At 70.3% G+C, this 18916-nt stretch carries 22 protein-coding genes; 2 read left to right on the top strand and 20 right to left on the bottom strand.

Annotated features, from left to right (window positions below):
• Positions 1 to 409: 409 nt before the first annotated feature.
• The 19 genes from ACLLJJ_RS18095 to ACLLJJ_RS18005 all read right to left on the bottom strand — a co-directional run bounded on the left by ACLLJJ_RS18095 (position 410) and on the right by ACLLJJ_RS18005 (position 14907).
• Positions 410 to 586 carry a hypothetical protein gene (locus ACLLJJ_RS18095; RefSeq protein ID WP_434592511.1) on the bottom strand — a complete coding sequence of 59 codons (177 nt, stop codon included), beginning with the start codon at positions 584 to 586 and terminating at the stop codon, positions 410 to 412.
• 3 nt (positions 587 to 589) lie between these two features.
• A complete protein-coding gene (locus ACLLJJ_RS18090) occupies positions 590 to 1240 on the bottom strand; it encodes a hypothetical protein (RefSeq protein WP_393334510.1) in 651 nt (216 codons plus the stop codon).
• Positions 1241 to 1284: 44 nt separating this feature from the next.
• A complete protein-coding gene (locus ACLLJJ_RS18085) occupies positions 1285 to 1563 on the bottom strand; it encodes a DUF6211 family protein (protein ID WP_434592507.1) in 279 nt (92 codons plus the stop codon).
• Between the two features lie 201 nt (positions 1564 to 1764).
• Positions 1765 to 2373, bottom strand: coding sequence for a DUF6349 family protein (locus ACLLJJ_RS18080; RefSeq protein WP_434592504.1), 609 nt, complete (start codon positions 2371 to 2373; stop codon positions 1765 to 1767).
• Positions 2370 to 2768, bottom strand: coding sequence for a DUF6181 family protein (locus ACLLJJ_RS18075; protein ID WP_434592501.1), 399 nt, complete (start codon positions 2766 to 2768; stop codon positions 2370 to 2372). Before ACLLJJ_RS18075 ends, ACLLJJ_RS18080 begins: the two co-directional genes overlap by 4 nt.
• A 45-nt stretch (positions 2769 to 2813) precedes the next feature.
• A complete protein-coding gene (locus ACLLJJ_RS18070) occupies positions 2814 to 3305 on the bottom strand; it encodes a DUF6197 family protein (protein ID WP_434592498.1) in 492 nt (163 codons plus the stop codon).
• Between the two features lie 62 nt (positions 3306 to 3367).
• Complete coding sequence (locus tag ACLLJJ_RS18065; protein ID WP_434592495.1) at positions 3368 to 4018, bottom strand: hypothetical protein; 651 nt, start codon at positions 4016 to 4018, stop codon at positions 3368 to 3370.
• Positions 4019 to 4090: 72 nt separating this feature from the next.
• On the bottom strand, positions 4091 to 5248 hold the full coding sequence (locus tag ACLLJJ_RS18060; protein ID WP_434592494.1) for a DUF3560 domain-containing protein: 1158 nt from the start codon (positions 5246 to 5248) through the stop codon (positions 4091 to 4093).
• A gap of 569 nt (positions 5249 to 5817) precedes the next feature.
• Entirely contained in the window at positions 5818 to 6252 is a 435-nt protein-coding gene (locus tag ACLLJJ_RS18055; RefSeq protein WP_434592491.1) for a DUF6409 family protein, read from the bottom strand.
• Positions 6253 to 6359: 107 nt separating this feature from the next.
• Positions 6360 to 7250, bottom strand: a complete 891-nt coding sequence (locus tag ACLLJJ_RS18050) for a hypothetical protein (RefSeq protein WP_434592488.1) — start codon at positions 7248 to 7250, stop codon at positions 6360 to 6362.
• A 122-nt stretch (positions 7251 to 7372) separates the two neighbouring features.
• Positions 7373 to 7732: a hypothetical protein gene (locus ACLLJJ_RS18045; RefSeq protein ID WP_434592485.1), complete on the bottom strand. Its 360-nt coding sequence runs from the start codon at positions 7730 to 7732 to the stop codon at positions 7373 to 7375.
• A 59-nt stretch (positions 7733 to 7791) separates the two neighbouring features.
• A complete protein-coding gene (locus ACLLJJ_RS18040; RefSeq protein WP_434592483.1) occupies positions 7792 to 8424 on the bottom strand; it encodes a hypothetical protein in 633 nt (210 codons plus the stop codon).
• Between the two features lie 500 nt (positions 8425 to 8924).
• Positions 8925 to 9278, bottom strand: coding sequence for a hypothetical protein (locus ACLLJJ_RS18035; RefSeq protein WP_434592480.1), 354 nt, complete (start codon positions 9276 to 9278; stop codon positions 8925 to 8927).
• Positions 9279 to 9655: 377 nt separating this feature from the next.
• Positions 9656 to 10873 (bottom strand): hypothetical protein, encoded by a 1218-nt coding sequence (locus ACLLJJ_RS18030; protein WP_434592478.1) that lies wholly within the window; start codon positions 10871 to 10873, stop codon positions 9656 to 9658.
• 136 nt (positions 10874 to 11009) lie between these two features.
• Entirely contained in the window at positions 11010 to 11432 is a 423-nt protein-coding gene (locus ACLLJJ_RS18025; protein ID WP_434592476.1) for a hypothetical protein, read from the bottom strand.
• A 66-nt stretch (positions 11433 to 11498) separates the two neighbouring features.
• Positions 11499 to 13271 (bottom strand): ParB N-terminal domain-containing protein, encoded by a 1773-nt coding sequence (locus tag ACLLJJ_RS18020; protein ID WP_434592474.1) that lies wholly within the window; start codon positions 13269 to 13271, stop codon positions 11499 to 11501.
• Positions 13272 to 13364: 93 nt separating this feature from the next.
• On the bottom strand, positions 13365 to 13829 hold the full coding sequence (locus ACLLJJ_RS18015) for a DUF6197 family protein (RefSeq protein WP_434592471.1): 465 nt from the start codon (positions 13827 to 13829) through the stop codon (positions 13365 to 13367).
• Between the two features lie 29 nt (positions 13830 to 13858).
• Positions 13859 to 14101 (bottom strand): hypothetical protein, encoded by a 243-nt coding sequence (locus tag ACLLJJ_RS18010; protein WP_434592469.1) that lies wholly within the window; start codon positions 14099 to 14101, stop codon positions 13859 to 13861.
• 68 nt (positions 14102 to 14169) lie between these two features.
• Positions 14170 to 14907: a DUF2786 domain-containing protein gene (locus tag ACLLJJ_RS18005; RefSeq protein WP_434592466.1), complete on the bottom strand. Its 738-nt coding sequence runs from the start codon at positions 14905 to 14907 to the stop codon at positions 14170 to 14172.
• A gap of 541 nt (positions 14908 to 15448) precedes the next feature.
• Between ACLLJJ_RS18005 and ACLLJJ_RS18000 the strand changes: the two genes are divergently transcribed.
• Both ACLLJJ_RS18000 and ACLLJJ_RS17995 read left to right on the top strand, forming a co-directional pair.
• Positions 15449 to 15898 (top strand): hypothetical protein, encoded by a 450-nt coding sequence (locus ACLLJJ_RS18000; RefSeq protein ID WP_434592463.1) that lies wholly within the window; start codon positions 15449 to 15451, stop codon positions 15896 to 15898.
• A gap of 666 nt (positions 15899 to 16564) precedes the next feature.
• Positions 16565 to 16885, top strand: coding sequence for a hypothetical protein (locus ACLLJJ_RS17995; protein WP_434592462.1), 321 nt, complete (start codon positions 16565 to 16567; stop codon positions 16883 to 16885).
• A 120-nt stretch (positions 16886 to 17005) separates the two neighbouring features.
• Here ACLLJJ_RS17995 and ACLLJJ_RS17990 read toward each other — a convergent pair whose 3' ends face one another.
• Positions 17006 to 18871 carry a tyrosine-type recombinase/integrase gene (locus ACLLJJ_RS17990; RefSeq protein ID WP_434592460.1) on the bottom strand — a complete coding sequence of 622 codons (1866 nt, stop codon included), beginning with the start codon at positions 18869 to 18871 and terminating at the stop codon, positions 17006 to 17008.
• Positions 18872 to 18916: the final 45 nt, after the last annotated feature.

Below are 18916 nucleotides of genomic sequence, written 5' to 3'. Positions count from 1 at the left end.
GATGCGCGGGCTGCGGCGCGGTACGTGCCGAGGCGGTATGACGATCGGATGTCGGCGCGGTACCGGTAGGCCGCTGAGTCGTTGGCCCGCATATGGAGCACACCCCGCCTTCGGCGCCTCCCCGCCAGTTCGCTGAGTTGTCGGGCCCGTACTGGATGGCCTGGGACTCCCCGGCGTACGAGCCCGGACGTCAGACTTCGCCACCGCAGCCGAGTGATCGGCCGGAAGGCGGAGCGGGCCCCCGACCGACGGACGGCTCGTAGTCTCTGATCCGTCGCCCAGGTGCCGGGTCGAGCGGTCTTGGTTGGGCCCTGCCCGACCCTCCAGCGCCTGGCGACATGACGAAGGTCCCCCCTCCGGATGGAGGTGGGACCTTCGTCATGTCGCCGGATGGCCTTGTGGCCGACGGTTATGTGTTCAGGGGCCATTCGCCGAACGGCACCGGTGCCTGACCGTGCGCTTCGCGTACGGCCTCGTCCGTACCGCATGTGGTGCAGATGAGGACTTCGCGGTCGGTGGTCAGCCGAGAACGTGCGGGCCGTTCACCGAGCGGGCCGCCGCAGCGCGGACAGCGGGTGTCGGGCACGGGTCACTCCTCGGGGTGCTCGCGGGCGGACTTGAGGATCAGATTCCAGGTCGGGCGGGAGTAGGTCTTCTCTGTCTGGCCCTGGAGCTGCGGGATCAGTTCGGCGTTCTTTGCGCCGGGGTTCGCCGCGATGGCCTGCCGGGCGAGAGTCAGCCGCTCGTCTCCCTGGTAGGGGTAGGCCAGGCCCTTGCGACCCGCGGTGCGTCCGCCGGCGTGCCCGCGGCCCTTGCGGTCCGCGAGGTACTGCCACAGCCGCCACCGCTTCCACTTCGGGCGGTCCCTCGTCGGGAGCTTGTCCCAGTCGTCGGGGGCGGGCCACCCCTCGGGCGGGTTCTTGACGTAGTGGGAGATGGTGGCGGAGTCGGCGAACCCGCAGACCTTCGCGGCTTCGGCCGGGCCGACCATCTCTTCGGGGTCACCGTCGAGCTTCGGCGGGTTGGTGGTGTTCGCGGCGGCGCGCTGCCGCTGAAGCTCGTGGTGCCACGTCGCCCATTCGTCGCCGTCCCAGTGCATGACGCCGTCAACGGTCTTCGCAGGCGGGTGCCCGTTGTTCTCCCGGTCGCTCCATAGGTTCTGAAGCGTGGGCTCGCTGATGCCGTGAACCTTGCGCAGGCCCGCGCGTGAGTAGAGCGTGCGGCCGGTCTTGGGGGACACGGTCGCCTCCTGTTCTTGGTCGGGGTCGCGACCGCTCGGCGCGGTCACAGGATGTCGTCCGGGTCCGAGGCCGGCGCCCACGTACGGCTGCCTGCCGGTTCGAGCCGGGTGAGGGTGGCTATGTCGGCCAGGGGGACGGCGGCGGCCCAGTCGGCGCGGCCGGGGTGGTCGACGGGAAGGTTGAGCACGAGGTGCCGACCGGTCGGGGGGAAGTCCTCGACGATGACGAAGCTGTCGCCGGGATCGGCGCCGATGCTGTTACCCCTGGTGAGCTGGGCGATGTCGCCGGGCTGGGGACAGTCGGGGTGTCGGTCACATAGCATGGTGTGGTCTTTCTGGTGAGAGAGACACCGACGGCCAGCGCCTTGTTGCCCTTGTGCGCTGGCCGTCATCTGTTGTCTGGGGTGTGTGGCGCCCCGTGGGACGCGCGGCCGGTCGGAGGTTGCCCGCTCCGCTGACGGCGGAGTAATTAAACCACCTTCGGGTTGAGCGGGGCGGGGATCTGATCCGGACGACGGCGGTCATCAGAAGAGGGCCCCCTGATCTGTGGGGGGTCGGCCCCGGTCGTTGGATGACCGGGCTACGTGGAGTTCGTAGCGGGGGCGTCCCGCGTGCGGCGGAGCGTGCGCTTCGCGGCGGTACCGGCACCACGCCACGACGGGGGCGCCCCGGTCCACCCATCCCGCCGGGTACTGGGCGATGAGCTGAGCCCAGCGGCTCCGGCTCCGCGGGACGGCCCACCTGTCCTCGACCGTGGTGATCGGCGGCAGCGTCCGCCACCCAGGGAAACAGTGGTCGTGCGCGTCTTCCACCGCCTCGTTGTCACCGTCCCCGAACCCGTCGCCGGAGTGCACGGGGCCTTCCCATTCGCACGCGAGGCACCCGCCACGGAACTCCTGCTCGTCCCGACGGCGGCGGGTCGGCCGGCTGCGGGAGAGCAGGGTCGGGGTGTGGTGTGCGGGCGGGTCCAGTTCGTGGCCGAGGTCGCAGTACGCGCCGCCGGGGTGTCCGGGCTGGATGTGCCACGTATGACCGGCGCTCTCGGGGCGGTGGCGTGTCCGCGCGTTGCGCACTCGCCAGTAGTGCGTCTGCCGTGCCCATGCTCCGTTCGGCTCGGCGACGGTGGCGGTCACGGCTTCCTGCTTCCGGCGGCGAGCACTTCGCGGAGTGGGTCAGCGAGCACGGCCTGTTCGTCGGGGGCGTCGAGGAAACGGGGCCCGTACGCGCGGCGTACCGCGCGGCGGGCGTCCTGGTGGTGGTCGAGCTCCGGGTAGTACGGCGATCGTTCGAGTACGTCATAGCCGTGCTGGGTGAGCACGTCGGCGATGAGCGACCGGACCCCTACCGGGTCGAGGGCGGAGAGGTCGGTTTCCCCGGGGGCCGCGAGGAGTACGCGGATCAGCTCGGTCGCGCTGAGCCTGGGGTGGAGGGGAACGCTGAGTCGGTGGACGCCGTCCCGGCTGGGGGTGGCGGCTCCTCGGCGGCTCGGGGTCCTGGTGGTGCTGCGGTCTTGTGTCGTCTCGTCCATCGCGTGGGCCTTCGGTGGCTCGGGAGTCTGGCGGGCGTCCGGGAGTCAGAACAGGGCGTGCTCGGCGCGGGCGGCGGCGGTACGGAAAGCGCGGGCGGCGTCGGCGGCGGTACGGCCGGGCTCGGCGCTCCAACGGTCGATGACGTCGCGGTGCAGGGCCTTGGCGGTGGTGGGGTCGTCAGCCTGGACGGGGTGCCCGGCGAGGGTTTCCGCGAGGATGGCGAACGCCTGGTCGCGTGCGCGGTCGATGCGGTCCCAGTCGTACGTCCGGCCGGCGGCTCCCCGCCCGTGGCCGGCGGCTCCCCGCCCGTGGCCGGCGGCTCCCCGCCCGTGGCCGGCGGCTCCCCGCCCGTGGCCGGCGGCGACTTGGAGTGCGCCGCGCGGCCAGCACGGCAACGTGGCGGTGCGGCCGGGACCGTCGAACAGGCGCGGGCCCTGGTGGATGCCCACGTGTTCGATGTGGCGGGCGGCCCATTCCAGGATGGCGGCGGGGGTGTCCGCGATGACGATGCTCTCGGGGGTGTGGTGGGTCGGCACGGTGCTGTCCTTCGGGAAGGGCAGGGGCGGCGGCGTGCTGCCGCCGCCCCTCGGTCGGGCTGCTAGTGGTAGGCGGGGATCAGTCGGCGGACCTTGTCCTCTCCGATGCAGCCGCCCTTGTGGCGGCGCGCGCTCGGCGGCGCCCCGTTCCTTCCGCGCAAGTGGCTCCAGAACTTCGGGCCTTCCCAGTCACACAATTCGCAGGTGAGGTACCAGTGGTTATCGCTGCCGGGGAACCCGGTGAGGACTGCCCGCCAGTGGTGGGCCCGGAGTCCCGCGAACGCGATCTCGGCGCCTTCGATGTTGCGATCGTTGACCGGCATCCGCGGGTGCAGGAGGGGCACCGGTCCGCACAACGGCGTGGGGGCCTCGGCGAGCACCTGTTCCAGGGGCACGGTGCCGACCCGACCGGCGGCGTACTCCTCGGCGAGATGGGCGGCGGCCATGTCGGTGCCGGGGGTTCCCTTGGGCGGGCGGCGGAGGTTGCGTTCGCCTGCCGTGGTGAGGACGAGCCAGTCTCGATGCCACCGGTAGGCGCGGCCGATGACCTGGTCTTCGCCAACGATCACGGGGTATCGGCACTGGATGTCGGGGGTGCCGATGCGGTACGTCGGGACGGTGCTGCTGCCCCCGGTCGCGGGAACGGTGAGCGTGCCCGCTTCGGTGTCGGGGACGGTGATGGTCGCGGGTCGTTCAAGGAGTTGCGTGGTCATGGTGGTGCCCTGTTCTGGTGAGAGAGGGGCCCGCCCGGCGTGCTCGGCCGCCGGGCACGGGCGGGGGCGTCGTTACGCGGCTTCGGCGGCCGGGGCCTGCGGGGCGGCGGTGCACTCGCGGCGCGGGGTGATGCCCAGCTCGTTGAGGACTGGGGCGTGGCTGCCGTTGTCCTCGACCCATTCCCAGTCGGTGCCCTCGGTACCGGGACGGTCGGTCCAGGTGAGGATGTAGGAGCGGCCGGAGGTGCGGGGGTCGCCGCACACTGCCTGTGCCTCACGGCGGGTCATCGCCCACAAGGCGCGCTTGCGACGGCGCGGGGAGTTCTTCGAGGCGATCAGCACCAGCGCCATGCCATCCAGCCAGCTCGCACCTGCGGCGGGGGCCGCTGCGGCGGTCGGCTTCCCGACCGGCACCGGTTCCTCGACCGCCGGGGACTGCTCGGCCGGTTCCTGCGCTTCGGTGGCCGGGGCCTGGGGCGGCTGCTGCATCTCGGCGGCGCTCTTACGCCCGGACACGCCGTCGTACGGGGCGGTCCATGTCCAGTCGTCGTGCTGGTTGCCGGTGGCGCGGACGATGCGCTTGCCGATGCCATTGTGGATGTGCGGGATGGTCACGGACTTCGGGTTGACCCGCAGGACCTCGTACCAGGTACCGCGGTATAGAACGAAGTCACCGCGCTTGAAGTCGGCCCGCGACCACACCTTGAACCCCTCGGCCTCGGCGTCCTTGATGACCTTCTCCCAGTGGGCGATCTCCTCGGTCAGCTCCTGGTGCTCGATCTTCAGCTCCGGGTCTGCCGGGCTCCGGGAAAACCCCTTGGCGGACTCCCCGCGCTGCCACTTCTCCACCGCGCGGAGGTCGGCCCGCAGCTTGTCGAGACGGCGGAGCGTGCGGCCGGGGTCCTTCTTGAACTGCTGGTAGCTCGCGGCGGCCTGCGCCCGGCCGCTCCAGTGGGCGGCGCGGTCGCTGTCGCCGATGCTCTTGCGCATCGCGTCGTCCATCCGCGCGTGATCACGGCGGGCGCGGCCTTCGGAGTGGTGACCGACGAGGATCGGCTGACCGAAGGCGAACCGCTCGGATATGTCGTGGCTCTTCTTCCACGCGGCGTCGGAGGACTGAGCGGCGCTGGCGGCATACTCCCCGAACCGATCCGCTCGGCCTTCGGCCTTCTCCTCCCGCTCCTCCTCGGCCTCGCTGAAGCTCCGGCGGTCGGCGTTGTCGACGGTCAACGTGACCTCGAACCCCTTCTCCCGGAGTCGCTGCGCAAGGAGTTCGAGCGAGGGGGTGTAAGTGGCGTGGTCGCGGCTGTGCGGGAGGTACCAGCAGTCAAGGTTCCGGCTCCAGCGGAAGGGCTGGCGCTGGGTGCGCCCGTACTCACGGAGTCGCAGGATCTCGGCCGATCCGTCGCCCCGGCTGGTCCCCTCGATCAGGGTACGCTTCTCGGCGGGTGTGGGTGATCTCGATAGTCACTGAACTGGTCTTTTCTGGTGAGAGTTTGTGGTCCGGCCGCAGGGCGGACCGTGCGTTGGCAGCGGCGCTGCACCACCGGCGCGGGCCGTGAGGGACGATCGGCTCGCGGGTCGTCGCGCCTGCGCGACGACAGGGGCAGTCGCGCCCCCGCGGGGCGTGTCCGCTGCGGTCCGGTGCCCGTCGTCGGTCGGTGGAGCCGCCTGCGGCGGAGTCGGCCGGCAGCGGGCACCGGACCTGTCCTGCCGCCCCGAAGGGGTGTCCACTTGGCAGTGCTGGGGCCTGCCGGTCCGGAGGTGTTGCCCTCCCCCGGACCGGCGGGGCCCTGGTGTCAGCTGCGGTGGAGCGTGTGGCGGGCGGCCGGGTCGGCGTCGGCCAATCCGGTCCGGTCGCGCCATGCCTGGCGGACGGCGGCGCGGAGCGCGTCCCCGTCGTCGTAGGCGAACCGGCCCCGGCGCAGGCTGCGGACGATGTCGCGGAACGTGTCCTGGTGCATCGTGGTGAGCGTGTCGTCCAGCGGGGTCAGCTCGTGCGGGAACATCGCCTGGACACTGTCGCCCGGCTGCGGGGCACCGAGGGTGAAGTACCAGACCACGGACATGGTGGCCTCGTCCGCGAACTCCGGGCCGCCGAACGGGCCGACCACCACGGCGGGCCGGGTGTCGAGCTGGTGGCCCCGGAACCAGGGTCCGGCGATCACGAGCGTCGCGGTGGGGAAGTCCTGGACGGTGGGCTTCTGGTCGGTGGTGAGCATGTCGTGTCCCATCTGGTGAGAGAGTCCGCCGGGGCCGGTCGGCCCCGGCGGGGGTGTCGGTCGGGGGGTTGCCCTCCCCCTTCCGACACCATTAATTAAACCACGTTCTTGGGTCTGGGTCAACCGTCCACGACAAGTTCGCGGTGGCGCTCGGCGGCAGTCCTGACGTCGCGGGCGATGGCGCGGCCGGTCTCGATGGAGCGGACGGCGGACTCATGCACCGGGGGCTTCTTGTCCTGGGTGATGATGCCCGCGAGCGGCGGCATGACGGCGGGGCCCGGGGTGATTCCGAGGATGAGCGCGGCGACGTGGGCGGCTGAGGCGACTTCGGCGGCGTGCTGGCCGGGAAGGGGGGCGTCCGCCTCGGCGATGCGTCGCCACGCGTGGCCGTACAGGAGGATGCGGACGGCGTTGTCCGGGGCCTCCTGGGTGAAGTCGAATCCCCCGGCCTGCTCGGGGTCCTCGTGGTACTGGTCGCGGTACTGGTTCACCAGGACATCGCGGATGGCCTCGGCGGCAAGCGGGGCGGCGGCAGGCGGCTCGTAGGCGTCGCCGTCGGTCTGGCTGATGTCGAAAACCGGCCCGGCCTTGAACCCGGACACCTTGCGCGCCTCGCCCCCGGCGGTCTCGTCGGTGGCCTCGCGCCGCCCGCCGTCGGCGGCTGCGGGCGCGACCTCCTGGCCCTCCTCGGGCCGCCGCTTGATCGGCGTCCAGATGCGGAGGGAGGTGGACCCCTTGGCCGGGAAGCGGCCGACCTTTCGCCAGTCTCCGGAGCTGAGCACGTGGGAGGCGTTCGGGTGTTGGGCGGCGACGGCGATGCAGTTGGTAGGGCTGCGGTCGTCACGGTCCGTGTGGGTGAGTTTCGCGGCCGTGCGCATGACGGCGGTCCAGAAGTCTTCGCTGGCGACCATCGCGCCGTACGCGCGATCCATGACGGCTTCGAGTTCACCGCGCATCTTGGCGGAGTAGGCCCGGCGCTCTTCGTCGGTCATCTTCGGCTTACGGGGCATGTCGCGGTCCTCCTGGTGAGAGATCGTCCGGGGCCGGCTGGCCTCACGGCGCTGGTTGGGGGGTTGCCCTCCCCCTTCCGACACCACTAATTAAACCATATTCTTGGGTGATCGGCAACCCTCTAAATCTGGTACAACACTGCTTCGTTGCTCACGGCGCGGTATGCGGCTATGACCTCGTCCTCTATTCGCGTCCAGCGGTCGAGGATATCCGGGGCGGTCTTTTTGTCGCTGGCCGCACGTGTGGCCCTGCGCCACTCAACGGCGATTTTGAGTGTGCGGAGTTGGGAACGGGTCAGTTCCCATCGGCCGGAGTCCGGGAGTTGATCGCCGTAGGCCATCGCTACGGCGTTGTTGATGTGCTCGGTTCCGGACCACACATTGTGTGCGGCCTGGAGCGCAAGGGCGCGTTTGAGGGTGCACCGGAGGTGCGGGGCCTGCACGATCCATTGCGGCTCGATGATGAATATGTCGGCGCTCATCCTGGGCCTTTCTGGGGGGCGGCGCGCTGAGGGAGCGCGCCGCCGTAACGCACGGGGTATTAGAGGGCGTATCCGTCGACGTATTCGCCGCGTTCCCCCTCGGGGGTCTGGACGTGGGGAAGGAATCGGCTCACTGCGAATACGACGGCGTCAGCAATGATCCGGGGTGCGTCGTTGAGTACGAGATTCACCGTGTCGCCGTCGAGTCCGATACGGACTTCGCCCGGCTCAAGATCCATATAGACAAAGGCGGTTGTGCCGTCGATTCGGGTTCGCGCCCCGGGAAGTCGCTCGGAGAGGTCGCGGGCGGCTTCTTCGACGTCCCGTCGCATCTCGGCCTGTGCGCGGTTGTGTTCCTTCACCCGCTCGTGAACGTCACGGTGCGCGGGGATGAGGTCGGCGGCGATCCGGGCCGCGATGTCCGCCGGGTCATCGGTCAAGGCCACTCGGACGGTGTCGCGCTCGCCCCTGCGGAAGGGGTAGTCAGTGGTGGGGAAGACGCCCCGGATGTGCAGGTGGCCGGGGTCGTCGTACCGCTCGGAGAGGTGGAGCTGTCGGCCGTCGAGGTGCGTGAAGGTGGCGGCGTGGTCCAGCTCCTTGACGCCGTGGCGCGCGGGCTGCGGTCGCCAGTTCCCGCCGAGTTCGAGGACGATCGGGTGGGCCAGCTCCGCAACGGTGAGAGGCGTGTTCATCGTTCGTTCTCCTGGTGAGAGAGGTTGTCGGCGGCCGGTCGGCCTGCCGCGTGCCGGTCGGGGGTTGCCCTCCCCTTCCGACATGACTAATTAAACCACGTTCTAGGGGTCGGGTCAACCTGAATAAGGGCTCTGACCTGCCCTTTTCCGTCCCCACCTCCCCGCGCCCGCTCGGCCGGGCCCGGCCACAACGGGCCTGGGCGGGGTTCCCTCCTCGGTCGGACAGCTCCGCCGTATCAGGGTTCCGGGCGCGGTGTCCTGGCTCGCGTAGCGACCGCGTAGCGGCTTGGCCTGGACGCCGTGCCCGGGTTCCTGATACGCCCCCTGGGTGTCCGGCCGAGGAGGGAACCCCGCCTTCACCCGCACCACAACGCTCCCGCACCCGACCAACCAGCGCCCACCCCCTCCGAGGAGGACCCGCCGGAGGCAGCCCTTTCGCCCTCGCCGGCACCCAGCCCATCGACCGCGGACGTTCTGGTGCGGGGCGGGGTCGGGAGACATCAGTCGCGTCGGGAGCCGTGCAGTGCCGCCCAGCCCGCTGACCGCTGCCCTCGCCAGTGCGGGTGGAACAACACGGTCGCCGAGAGGTGGAGCAGCCTCCTACGGAGCGCGGTGCACGGGTAAGAGGCGAGCTGCCGGTAGGTGGCGTGCCACTCGCCTTGGGCATGGTCGAGATCAGGGGGAGTCGGGTGGGCGGCGGCGTCGGATCGGCTGTGGCACACGGCGGCCATGGCGTCGTCGGCTGCGGTGACGGCAAGGATCGCGGCCTGCCTGGCGACCTGGATACACGTCTGCGGAGACGGGCCTCCGGCGTGGGCAACCTGATGACGGACGGCGGATGCGTTCTCGGGCACGGGGTATTCCTCGGGATCTCGGTGGTGCGGTCGGCAGCGTGCCGTACCGGCGTCGGGGAGGTGCCGCCCGTCATCGTGCGGAGCGCGATGGACAGCGCCGTCGTGCCCGTAGGGCACGCCCTTTGGTCCGGCGTCCGGACGGGACGGGAGGGCCGCCCGCGGCCCGGACGTTCCGGCCGGCTGCGAGCCGGGCCAGGCTGAGCCGTCCCGCAGGGACGCCCTTCTTACGGGGCCCGGTATCCAGGGCCGGCCGCCGACGCGGGCGGCCTCGGAGGGCGGTGGGCGCTGCGTGGGGTGGGCGGCTCGATGCCGCCCACCCCACGGCCCGGCGGCCGAGGTCCGGCCGGACGGTGAGTCCCGCCCGGCCGGGGCCGCTGCTACGCGGCGACCGCTTCCCGCGCGGCGACGCGGCACCGGGTGAGCACGGTCTGTGCGGTCTCGCCGTAGATGCTGTGGTCCTTGACCGTGCCCGTCAGCTCGACCTCGTCGCCCTGCTCGGGGACGTCGGCGGCGGAGCTGAACCAGACGAACACGTTCCCGTCGCCGTCCTGGAACTTCACCAGTCGGCGGCGCTGGGTCTGGTAGCCGTACGTCCGGCCCTCCAGCTCGATCACGGTGGTGACGGTGGCGTTAGTGGTGATGCGCTCGCCCACGGTGCCCTGCGGCTTGCTGTTCTGGGCGGCCTGCTCGGCGGCCTCCTTCTCCTGGTCGCGGTACCAACCCGCGATAGCGGACACCAGCGTCGGCAGGTGGCGCGGGTCGACCGTTTCCGCCTTGGCGAGCTGGCCCACCTTGTGGCGGTATTCGGAGAGGCTGCCGTATCCCTGGACGGCCCATGCCCGGACGGCGGCGGCGGTGCTCGGCGCGTCGGGGTCGGCGTCGATGGCGGCCCGCCAGTCCATCGGGGCCTTGCGGTCAAAGAAGTACGCTTCGACGCCGTCGGCGGTCGGCTGGGTGTTCTTCCACTGCTCGGAGCGGCTGTAGAAGCGGCCTTCGGTCTTCACGATGGCGGCGGTGACCCGCAGGACCTCGATCACCGGGACGCGGAGGTCGGCCGGGATGCCGCCCCCTTCGCCGTCCCAGTCGGAGTCCTTCAGCGTGCCGAACCGCCACAGGGCCTCAAGGCCCTTGATCGGCAGACCGGTGTACGGCTCGACGCACGTCGTGCCCAACTGCTTCATCTCGCCGTTCTCGTGGCGCGCAAGGTAGGTGGCGGTGCGGTGGCGGGCGACGGCGCACCCGTGGCAGAAGTTCTCAATGGCGCGGTACTGGCGCGCGGCCTCGGCGTCCTGCTCGGGCAGACCGGGGAACAGGCTCGTGATCGTCTCGCCCTCCTCGTCGTGATCCAGGCGGGCGATGACGGTCCAGCCGTGGTGACGGGGGATGTCACCGGAGATCTTCACGGTGACGGTGGGGCGCTGGCCGATCAGGCGGCCGTCGAAGTCGTGGTAGTCGGCCAGGAACGGCGCGGAGATGTCGAGCGCGTACGCGCTGAGGTGGTGGACGGCGGCGCGGGCGTTGGTGGCCTCGACAAGCTGACGGACGCGGGACTGAGCGGTCGCGGGGATGGAAAACCGCATGGCTGCGCTGGTCATCGTGGGTGCTCCTGCTGGTGAGAGAGGAATCGCGGGCCCGGCCGGGCGGGTTGCCCTCCGCGTACGGCCGGGGGTCGGGCCGGATGACGGCCCGTGGTGTCGGAGAGGGGTTGCCCTCCCCCTCCGACACCATTAATTAAACCATGTTTTGGGATGTGAGGCAAGCATCCCGACCGGGGATGTCGAGTGCGGCACGGTCGCGCAGGAACGCGGCGAACAGGGCGGCGGTGTAGCTGTCGGCGGTGCCGTACGTGCGGCGGCAGTCCAGGGCTCCGATGCGCCCGCCACGGTGGTGGACGGGGAACGGCTGGCCGGGGGCCGGGATGGCGAGCGCGTACAGTCCGCGCGGGGTGTCCACGCGCAGGACGACGGCGGCGGCCTGGTGGTCGTAGGCGGCGGACCAGCGGCGGGGCCCGATGCCGAACTCCGCGAGTCCGCCCGCGATGGCGCGGGCCTGCATGATGTCGGCGGTGGTGCCCGGGTCCGGCTCGGCCGGGGCGGGAACGCATCCGCAACCGTGGTCGTCGGCGTGGGTCTCGAACGAAGCTGTACGGGTCACTGTGGGGCTCCTGGGGTGGCCGGGGGCGGAGAGGTTCCCGCCCCCGGCGTCGGGCGGCTGAGGTGGTTAGGCGGCGGCTTCGTCGTCGCTGGCCGGGTCGTCGGCTTCCTCGGCCTCCGGCTCGCCCGTCTCCTCGTCGGTGCCGGACTCCTGCTCGGTCTCCGGCTCGCTGCCGGACGTGATCGCGCGGGGCTTCTTCTTCGACGGGTCGTACGGCTCGTCGTCCACGACCGACTGTTCAATGGGCGTGAGCGGGTACCCGAGGGCCGCGAGCACCTGGAACCACCGGCCGGTGGGCGTCCGCGTCCACGGAGCGCGCTGGCTGTCCGTCCTCCACGCGGACCGGTTCGCGCACTTCTCCCGGACGGCGGCGATGGCGGCGAACTGGAGCTGCGGGGCCCTGCGGGGGTCCTTGGCGACGTGCCCGGCGAAGCTGCCTCGGTCCTTGGCCTGCTCGGTGTTGAGCCCCAGGAAGGCGGCCAGGATCTCGGTCGTCGGCTCCTTGTTCAGGTCATCACAGATCCCCCAACTACCGTTCAGAAGCGCGTTGTTCACGTGACCGATCAGGGTGTTGGTGGTGGTCTTCGGGAGGTTGCGCCGCTTGATCAGGTCGGTGATCCACTTCCGGCGCAGGGCCTCGGCCGCGTCCCAGTCGATGTTCCCCTTCTTGACGGCGGCGCGGGCGGCGCGCTCGGCCTCCACCTCGGCGGCGGTCTTCGTGCCGCCGGTGCCGCTGCTGCCCTCGGGCACCGTGTGCCCGTACAGGCCGGGGGCCGAGCAGTAGGGCTCGTACCGGTCCGCCCGCCGCTCGTCGAACACCCACACGAGCCCCTGACAGTCGGCGTGCTCCTCGGTGCTGATGCCGCGCAGTCGCCACACGGGCATGGCGCGCTCGGACAGCTCCTCGGCATCCCGGATCTTCTGCCCGGCCGACTCCAGCTCGGCGCGGTGGGCCTCGGTCTTGGTCCGCTTGTCGCGCTTGGTGCGCTCGATGGCGATGGCCCAGTCAACGTCTCCCTCGTCGGCGTCGTCGTCGGCGGCGGCCTCGGTGATCGCGGCGAGCGCTTCGGCGTCGGCGGCGAACTCCGAGAGCGCGGCCAGATGCTCGAACGTCCACTCATAGCTGCTCGCGCCGCTGACGGCGGCCGACAGCTTCTCGTCGGACCGGACCTTGACCAGCGTCTTGACGTCCTTCTGCCGCACGCCTGCGGCCTTGGCGATGCGGCCGACCTGCGCGCCCGCCTCGGCTGCGCTGAACATCGCCTGGTTCATCTCGGACGTGGTCAAGCCCTTGCGGTGCTGGGCGGTCGTGATCATGTCGAGGAACTGTCCGGCCGCGTCGCGGTCGTCGTCCTCCCACTCGTACGGGAGGTGGGTAAGGCCCGCGTCCGTTGCGGCGTGGTAGCGGCGGTTTCCGTCGTTGACCTGGAGGACTCCGCCGTCGCGTCGCTGGATCTTGACGGGGATGCGGCACCCCTCGGCGCGGAGCGATTCCACGAACGGCGCGCTGATGTCCAGGTCTTCGCGGGCGTTCTTCGGGTGCGGGGTGAGCGCGTCGATCCGGATCACGGGGCGCGGGGTGACCGGAACGGTCTCCAGCCCTGCGGCGACGGCGGCGGCCAGTCGCTGGAACCCGTCGATGACCTGCGGCACGTCGCCGTTGGTGCGCACGACGTACAGCGGCTCCACGACGCCGTTGTCCTTCACGTCGGCCAGCAGATCGGCCGGGGCCTCGATGTCGCGGGTATTGCCGGGGTGCGCCGAGAGTTCGGCGACCATGAGGGTCGGCCACGGGGCAGGGGTGGTCTGGACGCCGGCCTGGGTCTTGGTGTTCGTCATCGGTCTTTCTCTTTCTGGTGAGAGTTCTTCGGGCCGCTCGGCCCGGTGACGGTGTCGGTCGGGGGGTTGCCCTCCCCCTTCCGACACCATTAATTAAACCATGTTCTTGAGGGTGGGGCAACCAGGGGTGCTGTGATCGCCGTCACTCGGGTACAGCGCTGCGGCGGCGCGGATCATCGCGGCGGCCTCGACGGTGGTCCGCTCGGGCTCATCCCCCCAACACCACAGCAGGGTGCGCCGGTAGGCGTCCTCCGTGAGCCGCAGCTTTCGCCACCGAACGCCGGACACGGGGCGGCCGTTGATGTGGTTGCTCAGCACCACAAGGGAGTCGAACAGGGCGCGCTGGAAGATGTCCCACGGTTCACCACGCACGGACCAGCGGGGCCGGACGGAGCGCACGCCGCGCTCCCACGCGTGCAGCACCGTGCACGGGGCGGTGTCACCCATCCGGCCGGGCTGCCAGAGGTGGTCACCCTGGTAGAGCCCTACCCGCTCGATGTGGTCGGCGGCGGCCGTGAGGATGCGGGCGGGGGTGGCGTGCGGCTTCCGGGACGGCATCGTGTCCTCCTGGCGGTGGTTGATGGCGGTCAAGTGGTGGCGTGCTGGGCAGACTTGGCCGTGATGGCGCACTCGACGCACTGACACGGCGTCTGCCACTGCCACCCGGCCATGGAGATGATCGAGTAGGCAAGGGCGGCGGCTTCGCTGATCCGGCCGGTGCCGGGCTCCTTCGGCGTCGCGGCGGCCCACGTGTAGGGGAAGCTGTAGGTCTGGAAGTAGTGGCGGCCGTTCTCGTCGGTCTTGTGGAATCGGGCCCATTCCATGTACATGCGTGGCTCCTCGGCGCTTCGAGCGGGGGGCCGGGGCGGCGGGCTGCCGCCCCGGCCGGGATGGGCGGTCAGGCTGCGAGCGCTCCGGCGGTCTGGGCACCGATACGGCGGGTGCCTCCGATGTCGGCGCGGTTGCCTGCGGCGGCTCCGTCGCCGTATCCGCTGCCGCTGTACGAGCCGCGCGAAGTCCGAACGTGCGGGTGCTCCTCGCGGTAGGCGGCCTCCACCATCGCGTCGCGGTCGGCCAGCACGAGTTCACCGCTGCGGCCCGTGGCCGACGTTTCCCCGCTGGCGGCGGCGCGGGCGGCCTGCTCGATCGCCTTGAGCCGTTCTATGACGCGCTCGATGAACCCGATGGTCCACGAGTTGCGCCAGGCTCGTGCACTGCGGACGCCGTACGGGACAACCTGCGCGTTGAGCCCGCCGAGCATCTGGATCAGGAGAGAGGCGTAAAGGATCTCGGCGCGCTGGATGTCGGACTCGTGGCCGACGATGTGAACGCGGCGCACGCTGCCCCGCGCGCCCATGTGCACGGCCTTGCAGCCGACGTTCTGAGCGATGAAGCAGATGAGGCGGACGCGGGACATGGACCACGGGTTGGGGAGGTCGATGTATCGCGCGGTGACCGCGTCCCGCGACGGCTCTCCGTCGCTCAGCATGGCCTCTTCGACGCCATACTTCGCCATCATTTCGAATGCCCGCATCCGGGCCAACTCCGCCTCCGCCTCCGGCGTACGGGGGTCCTCTGCCTTGGCGAGCAGAGCGCGGATGGTTTCGAGCTTTCCGGGGGCCTTCGTAGTGTTCATCGTTCGTTCTCCTGGTGAGAGAGGTTGTCGGCGGCCGGTCGGCCTGCCGTGTGCCGGTCGGGGGTTGCCCTCCCCTTCCGACATCACTAATTAAACCACGTTCTAGGGGTCGGGTCAACCTGAACAGGGGCCCTGACCTGCCCTTTTTCGCCCCCGCCTCCCGCACCCGCTCGGCCGGGCCGCGCCCACAACGGGCCTGGGCGGGGTTCCCTCCTCGGTCGGACAGCTCCGCCGTATCAGGGTTCCGGGCGCGGTGTCCTGGCTCGCGTAGCGACCGCGTAGCGGCTTGGCCTGGACGCCGTGCCCGGGTTCCTGATACGCCCCCTGGGTGTCCGGCCGAGGAGGGAACCCCGCCTTCACAACCCGCACCACAACGCTCCCGCACCCGACCAACCAGCCCCCACCCCCTCCGAGGAGGACCCGCCGGAGGCAGCCCTTCGCCCTCGCCGGCACCCAACGAACCCGTGGTTCGAGATGTCCGCGGACCTGTGCCTACGGTGCGCGCGACGAGCAGTGATTTCGAACAGAACTGGGGGCATGGGTGAGCACCAATTCGGCAGGGCCGGTGAGCGCGTCGGAGCTGCGGCGGCGGGTTCGCGCTGCTGAGGCGCTGAAGGCGAAGACGCGGGAGATGGCCGCCACGAACGCGCTGACCGCGCGTGAGGCCGCGCTGAAGGCGGCTAAGGCGAAGGAGGAGGCCGACGTCACGGCACGGGAGGCTGCTGCTGTAGTCCTGCGGCTGTTCGACAACGACGCCGGGTTGGTCTCGGAACTGCTCGGCGTCCCAGCGGAGGAGCTGGAACGCGAGGCGAAGCCTGTTACCGCCGCTCGGGCGAAGGAGATCATCGAAACCCTGCGGACCCGCGCCGAGCGGCCCCGTCCCACCCGGACCCGTAAGCCTCGGGTGGATGCGGCAGACGCGCCTGCTTCGACCCCGGTCGCCCCTGCCCCGGTCGTCACGACGGACGACAGCCGGGCTGATGCCGCCTGAGAACGGCCTCGGGCCCGGACTCTTTCCGCTCGCGGCGGTGAACGGGTCCGGACCCGTTCACGTTGATGAGCAACTTGCCCTCATAGGTGAGCCAACGCCCGTGCGCGTACCGGCTGTTGAGTGGTCGGTCTGGCTGGCCAACGAGTCCGTTCAAGCCCGGTACTGGGCGAAGGTCTACCGAACCTCGTCAACCGAGGACTGCTGGTTCTTCTTCGGCGGGATCTCCAGCACCGGCCATGCCAGCTTCAGGGCGGCGTCGCGGCCGGGCAGGACGCGACGCGGCACGGTGCCGGGCCACCTCTACGGGTACCAGCTCGCGCACGGTGTCATACCTCGACTCGGCTGGGGAACCGACAGCCCGACCGTCTGCCACACCTGTGACAACCACTCCTGCCAGCAGCCGACTCACCTGCGGATGGGCACGGCGGCGGAGAACCGAGCCGAATGGCTGGCCCGCCGCAGAGACCCGGGAAGTCCCCTCGCCGACCTCCGCGGCCCGGCCGGACGCTCCCGTGCCATTGGTGCCGCCATCCGGGCCGGCAAGCACGGTGGGGAGTCGCAGGCAGAGATCGCAGCACGCGTCCGTGTAGCGATTGCAGCGGGCCGCCCCCTCAGCCTCTGGTGACGGCCGACCGCTACCAGACCGATCCACCCTGGGAGAGAAACGTGACACCCGCTGGACCGCACCGCGCCCTCGTGTACGTGCTGAACGGGCGCTGGCGCCTGATCGTGGCACCGCTTGCCTCCGAGGAACGGGAGGTCCGTGTCGAGGACCCCAACCCTGTGCGGCAACTCGTCGTCCGTGATCTGGGGCCGGCGGACTCGGGCTTCGCCCCCGCGTCGTTCGGACATCGCCTGATCGAGAACGGGTTCATCATCGGCCCCGCCGAGCGGGCAAAGCCTGACACCGTCAACGGTTGGTCGCGTACCGACGTACCCGACCGGTGGCAGACGGTGTGCTACCCGACCTCGGAGGTCGTGGGCTGAGCCCAAAACGGTTCCCCGCAGCGAAGCATGTACGACTTCGGCCCGCTCCCCATCGGGGAGCGGGCCGAAGTCACGTGAAGAAGGACACACTCCTTCGAGTGGCGGGCTGGGCCAGGCGCGTCAAGCCTCCGTGCTCGTGAGGTTGGCATCCGGATGCTTGGCGCAAACCTCCAGTGCCTCCATCCGGGCCTGCTCGAAGGCTCGGGCGACGGCCGACTTGTTGATTCCCCGAGCGTGCGCCTCTGTGTTGCCGTGGGGGCGGGACTCGGTCCGGAACTCTGCGGCTCGTGTGGTGAAGCCGTCGTGCTCGAACTCCCACGTCCACCGGCTACTCACCGGAAGCGGCTCGTATGTCAGGGTTCCGTCGGCCTCGTACGAGGCCAAGGCGTAGTGCACGAACTGCCGCTCGGGCATCCGGGACCAGACGGAGCCGCCGCCGGTCCATCGCTCGCGCTCCTCTGGGCCGAGGGCTCCGCGGCGGGCGATCTTCTCCTCTGGCCAACCGTCTGCCCGCATAGTCGCGATCTCTTCCTCGTGGTCGTCGTTCCACTGGTCGGCGACGTCCTGTGCGTGCTGGCGGTCCGCGAACGGAACCTCCCGGCCGCCCAGCGTGACGATGAAGACCGGGTCGTGCTCGTGCTCTGCATCGTCCTGCGGTATGTCGCTGGCGTCCTTCCAGGTTTCCTGGGCCAGTCCGGAGAGCTGGCGAGGGACGTGGGGGAGTCCGTCCGTAGTGGCGGCCAGGCCAGAGCGCTCCAGGAAGCCGGGCAGCGGGGCGGTGGGGTCCATGGCCCATTCGATGGCGGCCATGACCTCGTCGTCCAAGGCGTCCAGGAGGTGGCCGTACCGGTCGACGGTGGTGGTGATGGACTCGTGCCCAAGACGTCCTTGGATGGCCGGAAGCGGCACCTTCGCGGCAATCAGCCACGATGCGTGGGAGTGACGGAGGTCGTGGATGCGCGGTCGCTTGATGAGGCCGTACTTCTCCGCAGCCAGCTCGATCGCGGGCAGCCAGCGCAAGCGCCGGAACGTGCCGGGGTCCCACTTGCCCCCCTCGGGACCAGTGAATATGAGGGCGTTGGGAGCCAGGCCCTTGGCTCGGCGTCGCAGCATCCGATCAAGCTTGTGAGTGATGACGACGGTCCGTCGCGCCTTACGGGTCTTCGGGGGGCCGAGGATGGACTTACCGTCCTCGTCCTTCTTCCAGGCCCTCTGAACACGGATGGCGGGCCGGCCATTACGCCGCCGAAGGTCACGGGGCTGAAGTGCCGTTGCCTCGCCCCACCGAAAGCCGGTCTCCGCGATGGCCTCGCCGAGATCCTTGGCATCGTCGCTGAGGCATTCGTAGATCCAGGCCCATTCCTCGCGTTCGAGGAAGACCATCTCTTCTTCGTCTTCAGCGCCGTCGAGTCGCGGGAGACGAGTCTTCGCGCACGGATTCGAGGCCCGCAGCGACGGCTCCGCGTCCACCGCCGACTGAAGGATCGAGAAGAGCAAGCCGTGCTCGTTCTGGATGGTCTTAGGCCGGTACTTCGTTCGAGGCTTCCGGTCTGGAGGGTCGAGCGGAGCGAGCCGTCCGGCCTCCAGGTCGTTGACCCAGTCCTGCACCATCTCTCGGAGGATGGTGCCCTCACCGTCCTCTACGGAGTAGGGGCCGAACCAGGGCGTCATGTTGGCACGTATTCGTGTCTTGTACTTGCTGCGGGTGTCGCCCTGGATGCCGGTCAGACGGTCGACGTAGGCGAGCGCGAATGCCTCGAACATCGTGTCCGGCCGGCGCTGGTCAGCGATGAACCCCTGCCCTCGGACCCAGCCGGGCGGCCACTGCTGACCGTGCCCGTTCACCAGATCCCTGAATCGCTCGGCGGCCGTCTCATCACTGAAGACCTCCGATTCCTGCTTGGCGCTCCGCGCGCCGCCAGCCCTCCACAGCACGGTGAAGCTCGCCGTTCCGTCCCTTTTAGGACGGGTCTTGATTGATGCCATGGGGGGACCGTACGACAGGGCGGTGTTGACACGGTGTTGACGTTA

The sequence above is a fragment of the Streptomyces sp. A5-4 genome (assembly GCF_051131715.1).
GTDB lineage: Bacteria > Actinomycetota > Actinomycetes > Streptomycetales > Streptomycetaceae > Streptomyces.
Note: the sequence above shows the minus strand (reverse complement) of the source record. Positions and strands in the feature narration are given on the sequence as shown.

Excerpts from the sequence above, each read along its gene's own strand:
- ACLLJJ_RS18085 (WP_434592507.1), bottom strand. The coding sequence starts at position 1,563 with ATGCTATGTGACCGACACCCCGACTGTCCCCAGCCCGGCGACATCGCC.
- ACLLJJ_RS18075 (WP_434592501.1), bottom strand. The coding sequence starts at position 2,768 with ATGGACGAGACGACACAAGACCGCAGCACCACCAGGACCCCGAGCCGC.
- ACLLJJ_RS18065 (WP_434592495.1), bottom strand. The coding sequence starts at position 4,018 with ATGACCACGCAACTCCTTGAACGACCCGCGACCATCACCGTCCCCGAC.
- ACLLJJ_RS18055 (WP_434592491.1), bottom strand. The coding sequence starts at position 6,252 with ATGGGACACGACATGCTCACCACCGACCAGAAGCCCACCGTCCAGGAC.
- ACLLJJ_RS18050 (WP_434592488.1), bottom strand. The coding sequence starts at position 7,250 with ATGCCCCGTAAGCCGAAGATGACCGACGAAGAGCGCCGGGCCTACTCC.
- ACLLJJ_RS18045 (WP_434592485.1), bottom strand. The coding sequence starts at position 7,732 with ATGAGCGCCGACATATTCATCATCGAGCCGCAATGGATCGTGCAGGCC.
- ACLLJJ_RS18040 (WP_434592483.1), bottom strand. The coding sequence starts at position 8,424 with ATGAACACGCCTCTCACCGTTGCGGAGCTGGCCCACCCGATCGTCCTC.
- ACLLJJ_RS18030 (WP_434592478.1), bottom strand. The coding sequence starts at position 10,873 with ATGACCAGCGCAGCCATGCGGTTTTCCATCCCCGCGACCGCTCAGTCC.
- ACLLJJ_RS18020 (WP_434592474.1), bottom strand. The coding sequence starts at position 13,271 with ATGACGAACACCAAGACCCAGGCCGGCGTCCAGACCACCCCTGCCCCG.
- ACLLJJ_RS18015 (WP_434592471.1), bottom strand. The coding sequence starts at position 13,829 with ATGCCGTCCCGGAAGCCGCACGCCACCCCCGCCCGCATCCTCACGGCC.
- ACLLJJ_RS18010 (WP_434592469.1), bottom strand. The coding sequence starts at position 14,101 with ATGTACATGGAATGGGCCCGATTCCACAAGACCGACGAGAACGGCCGC.
- ACLLJJ_RS18005 (WP_434592466.1), bottom strand. The coding sequence starts at position 14,907 with ATGAACACTACGAAGGCCCCCGGAAAGCTCGAAACCATCCGCGCTCTG.
- ACLLJJ_RS17990 (WP_434592460.1), bottom strand. The coding sequence starts at position 18,871 with ATGGCATCAATCAAGACCCGTCCTAAAAGGGACGGAACGGCGAGCTTC.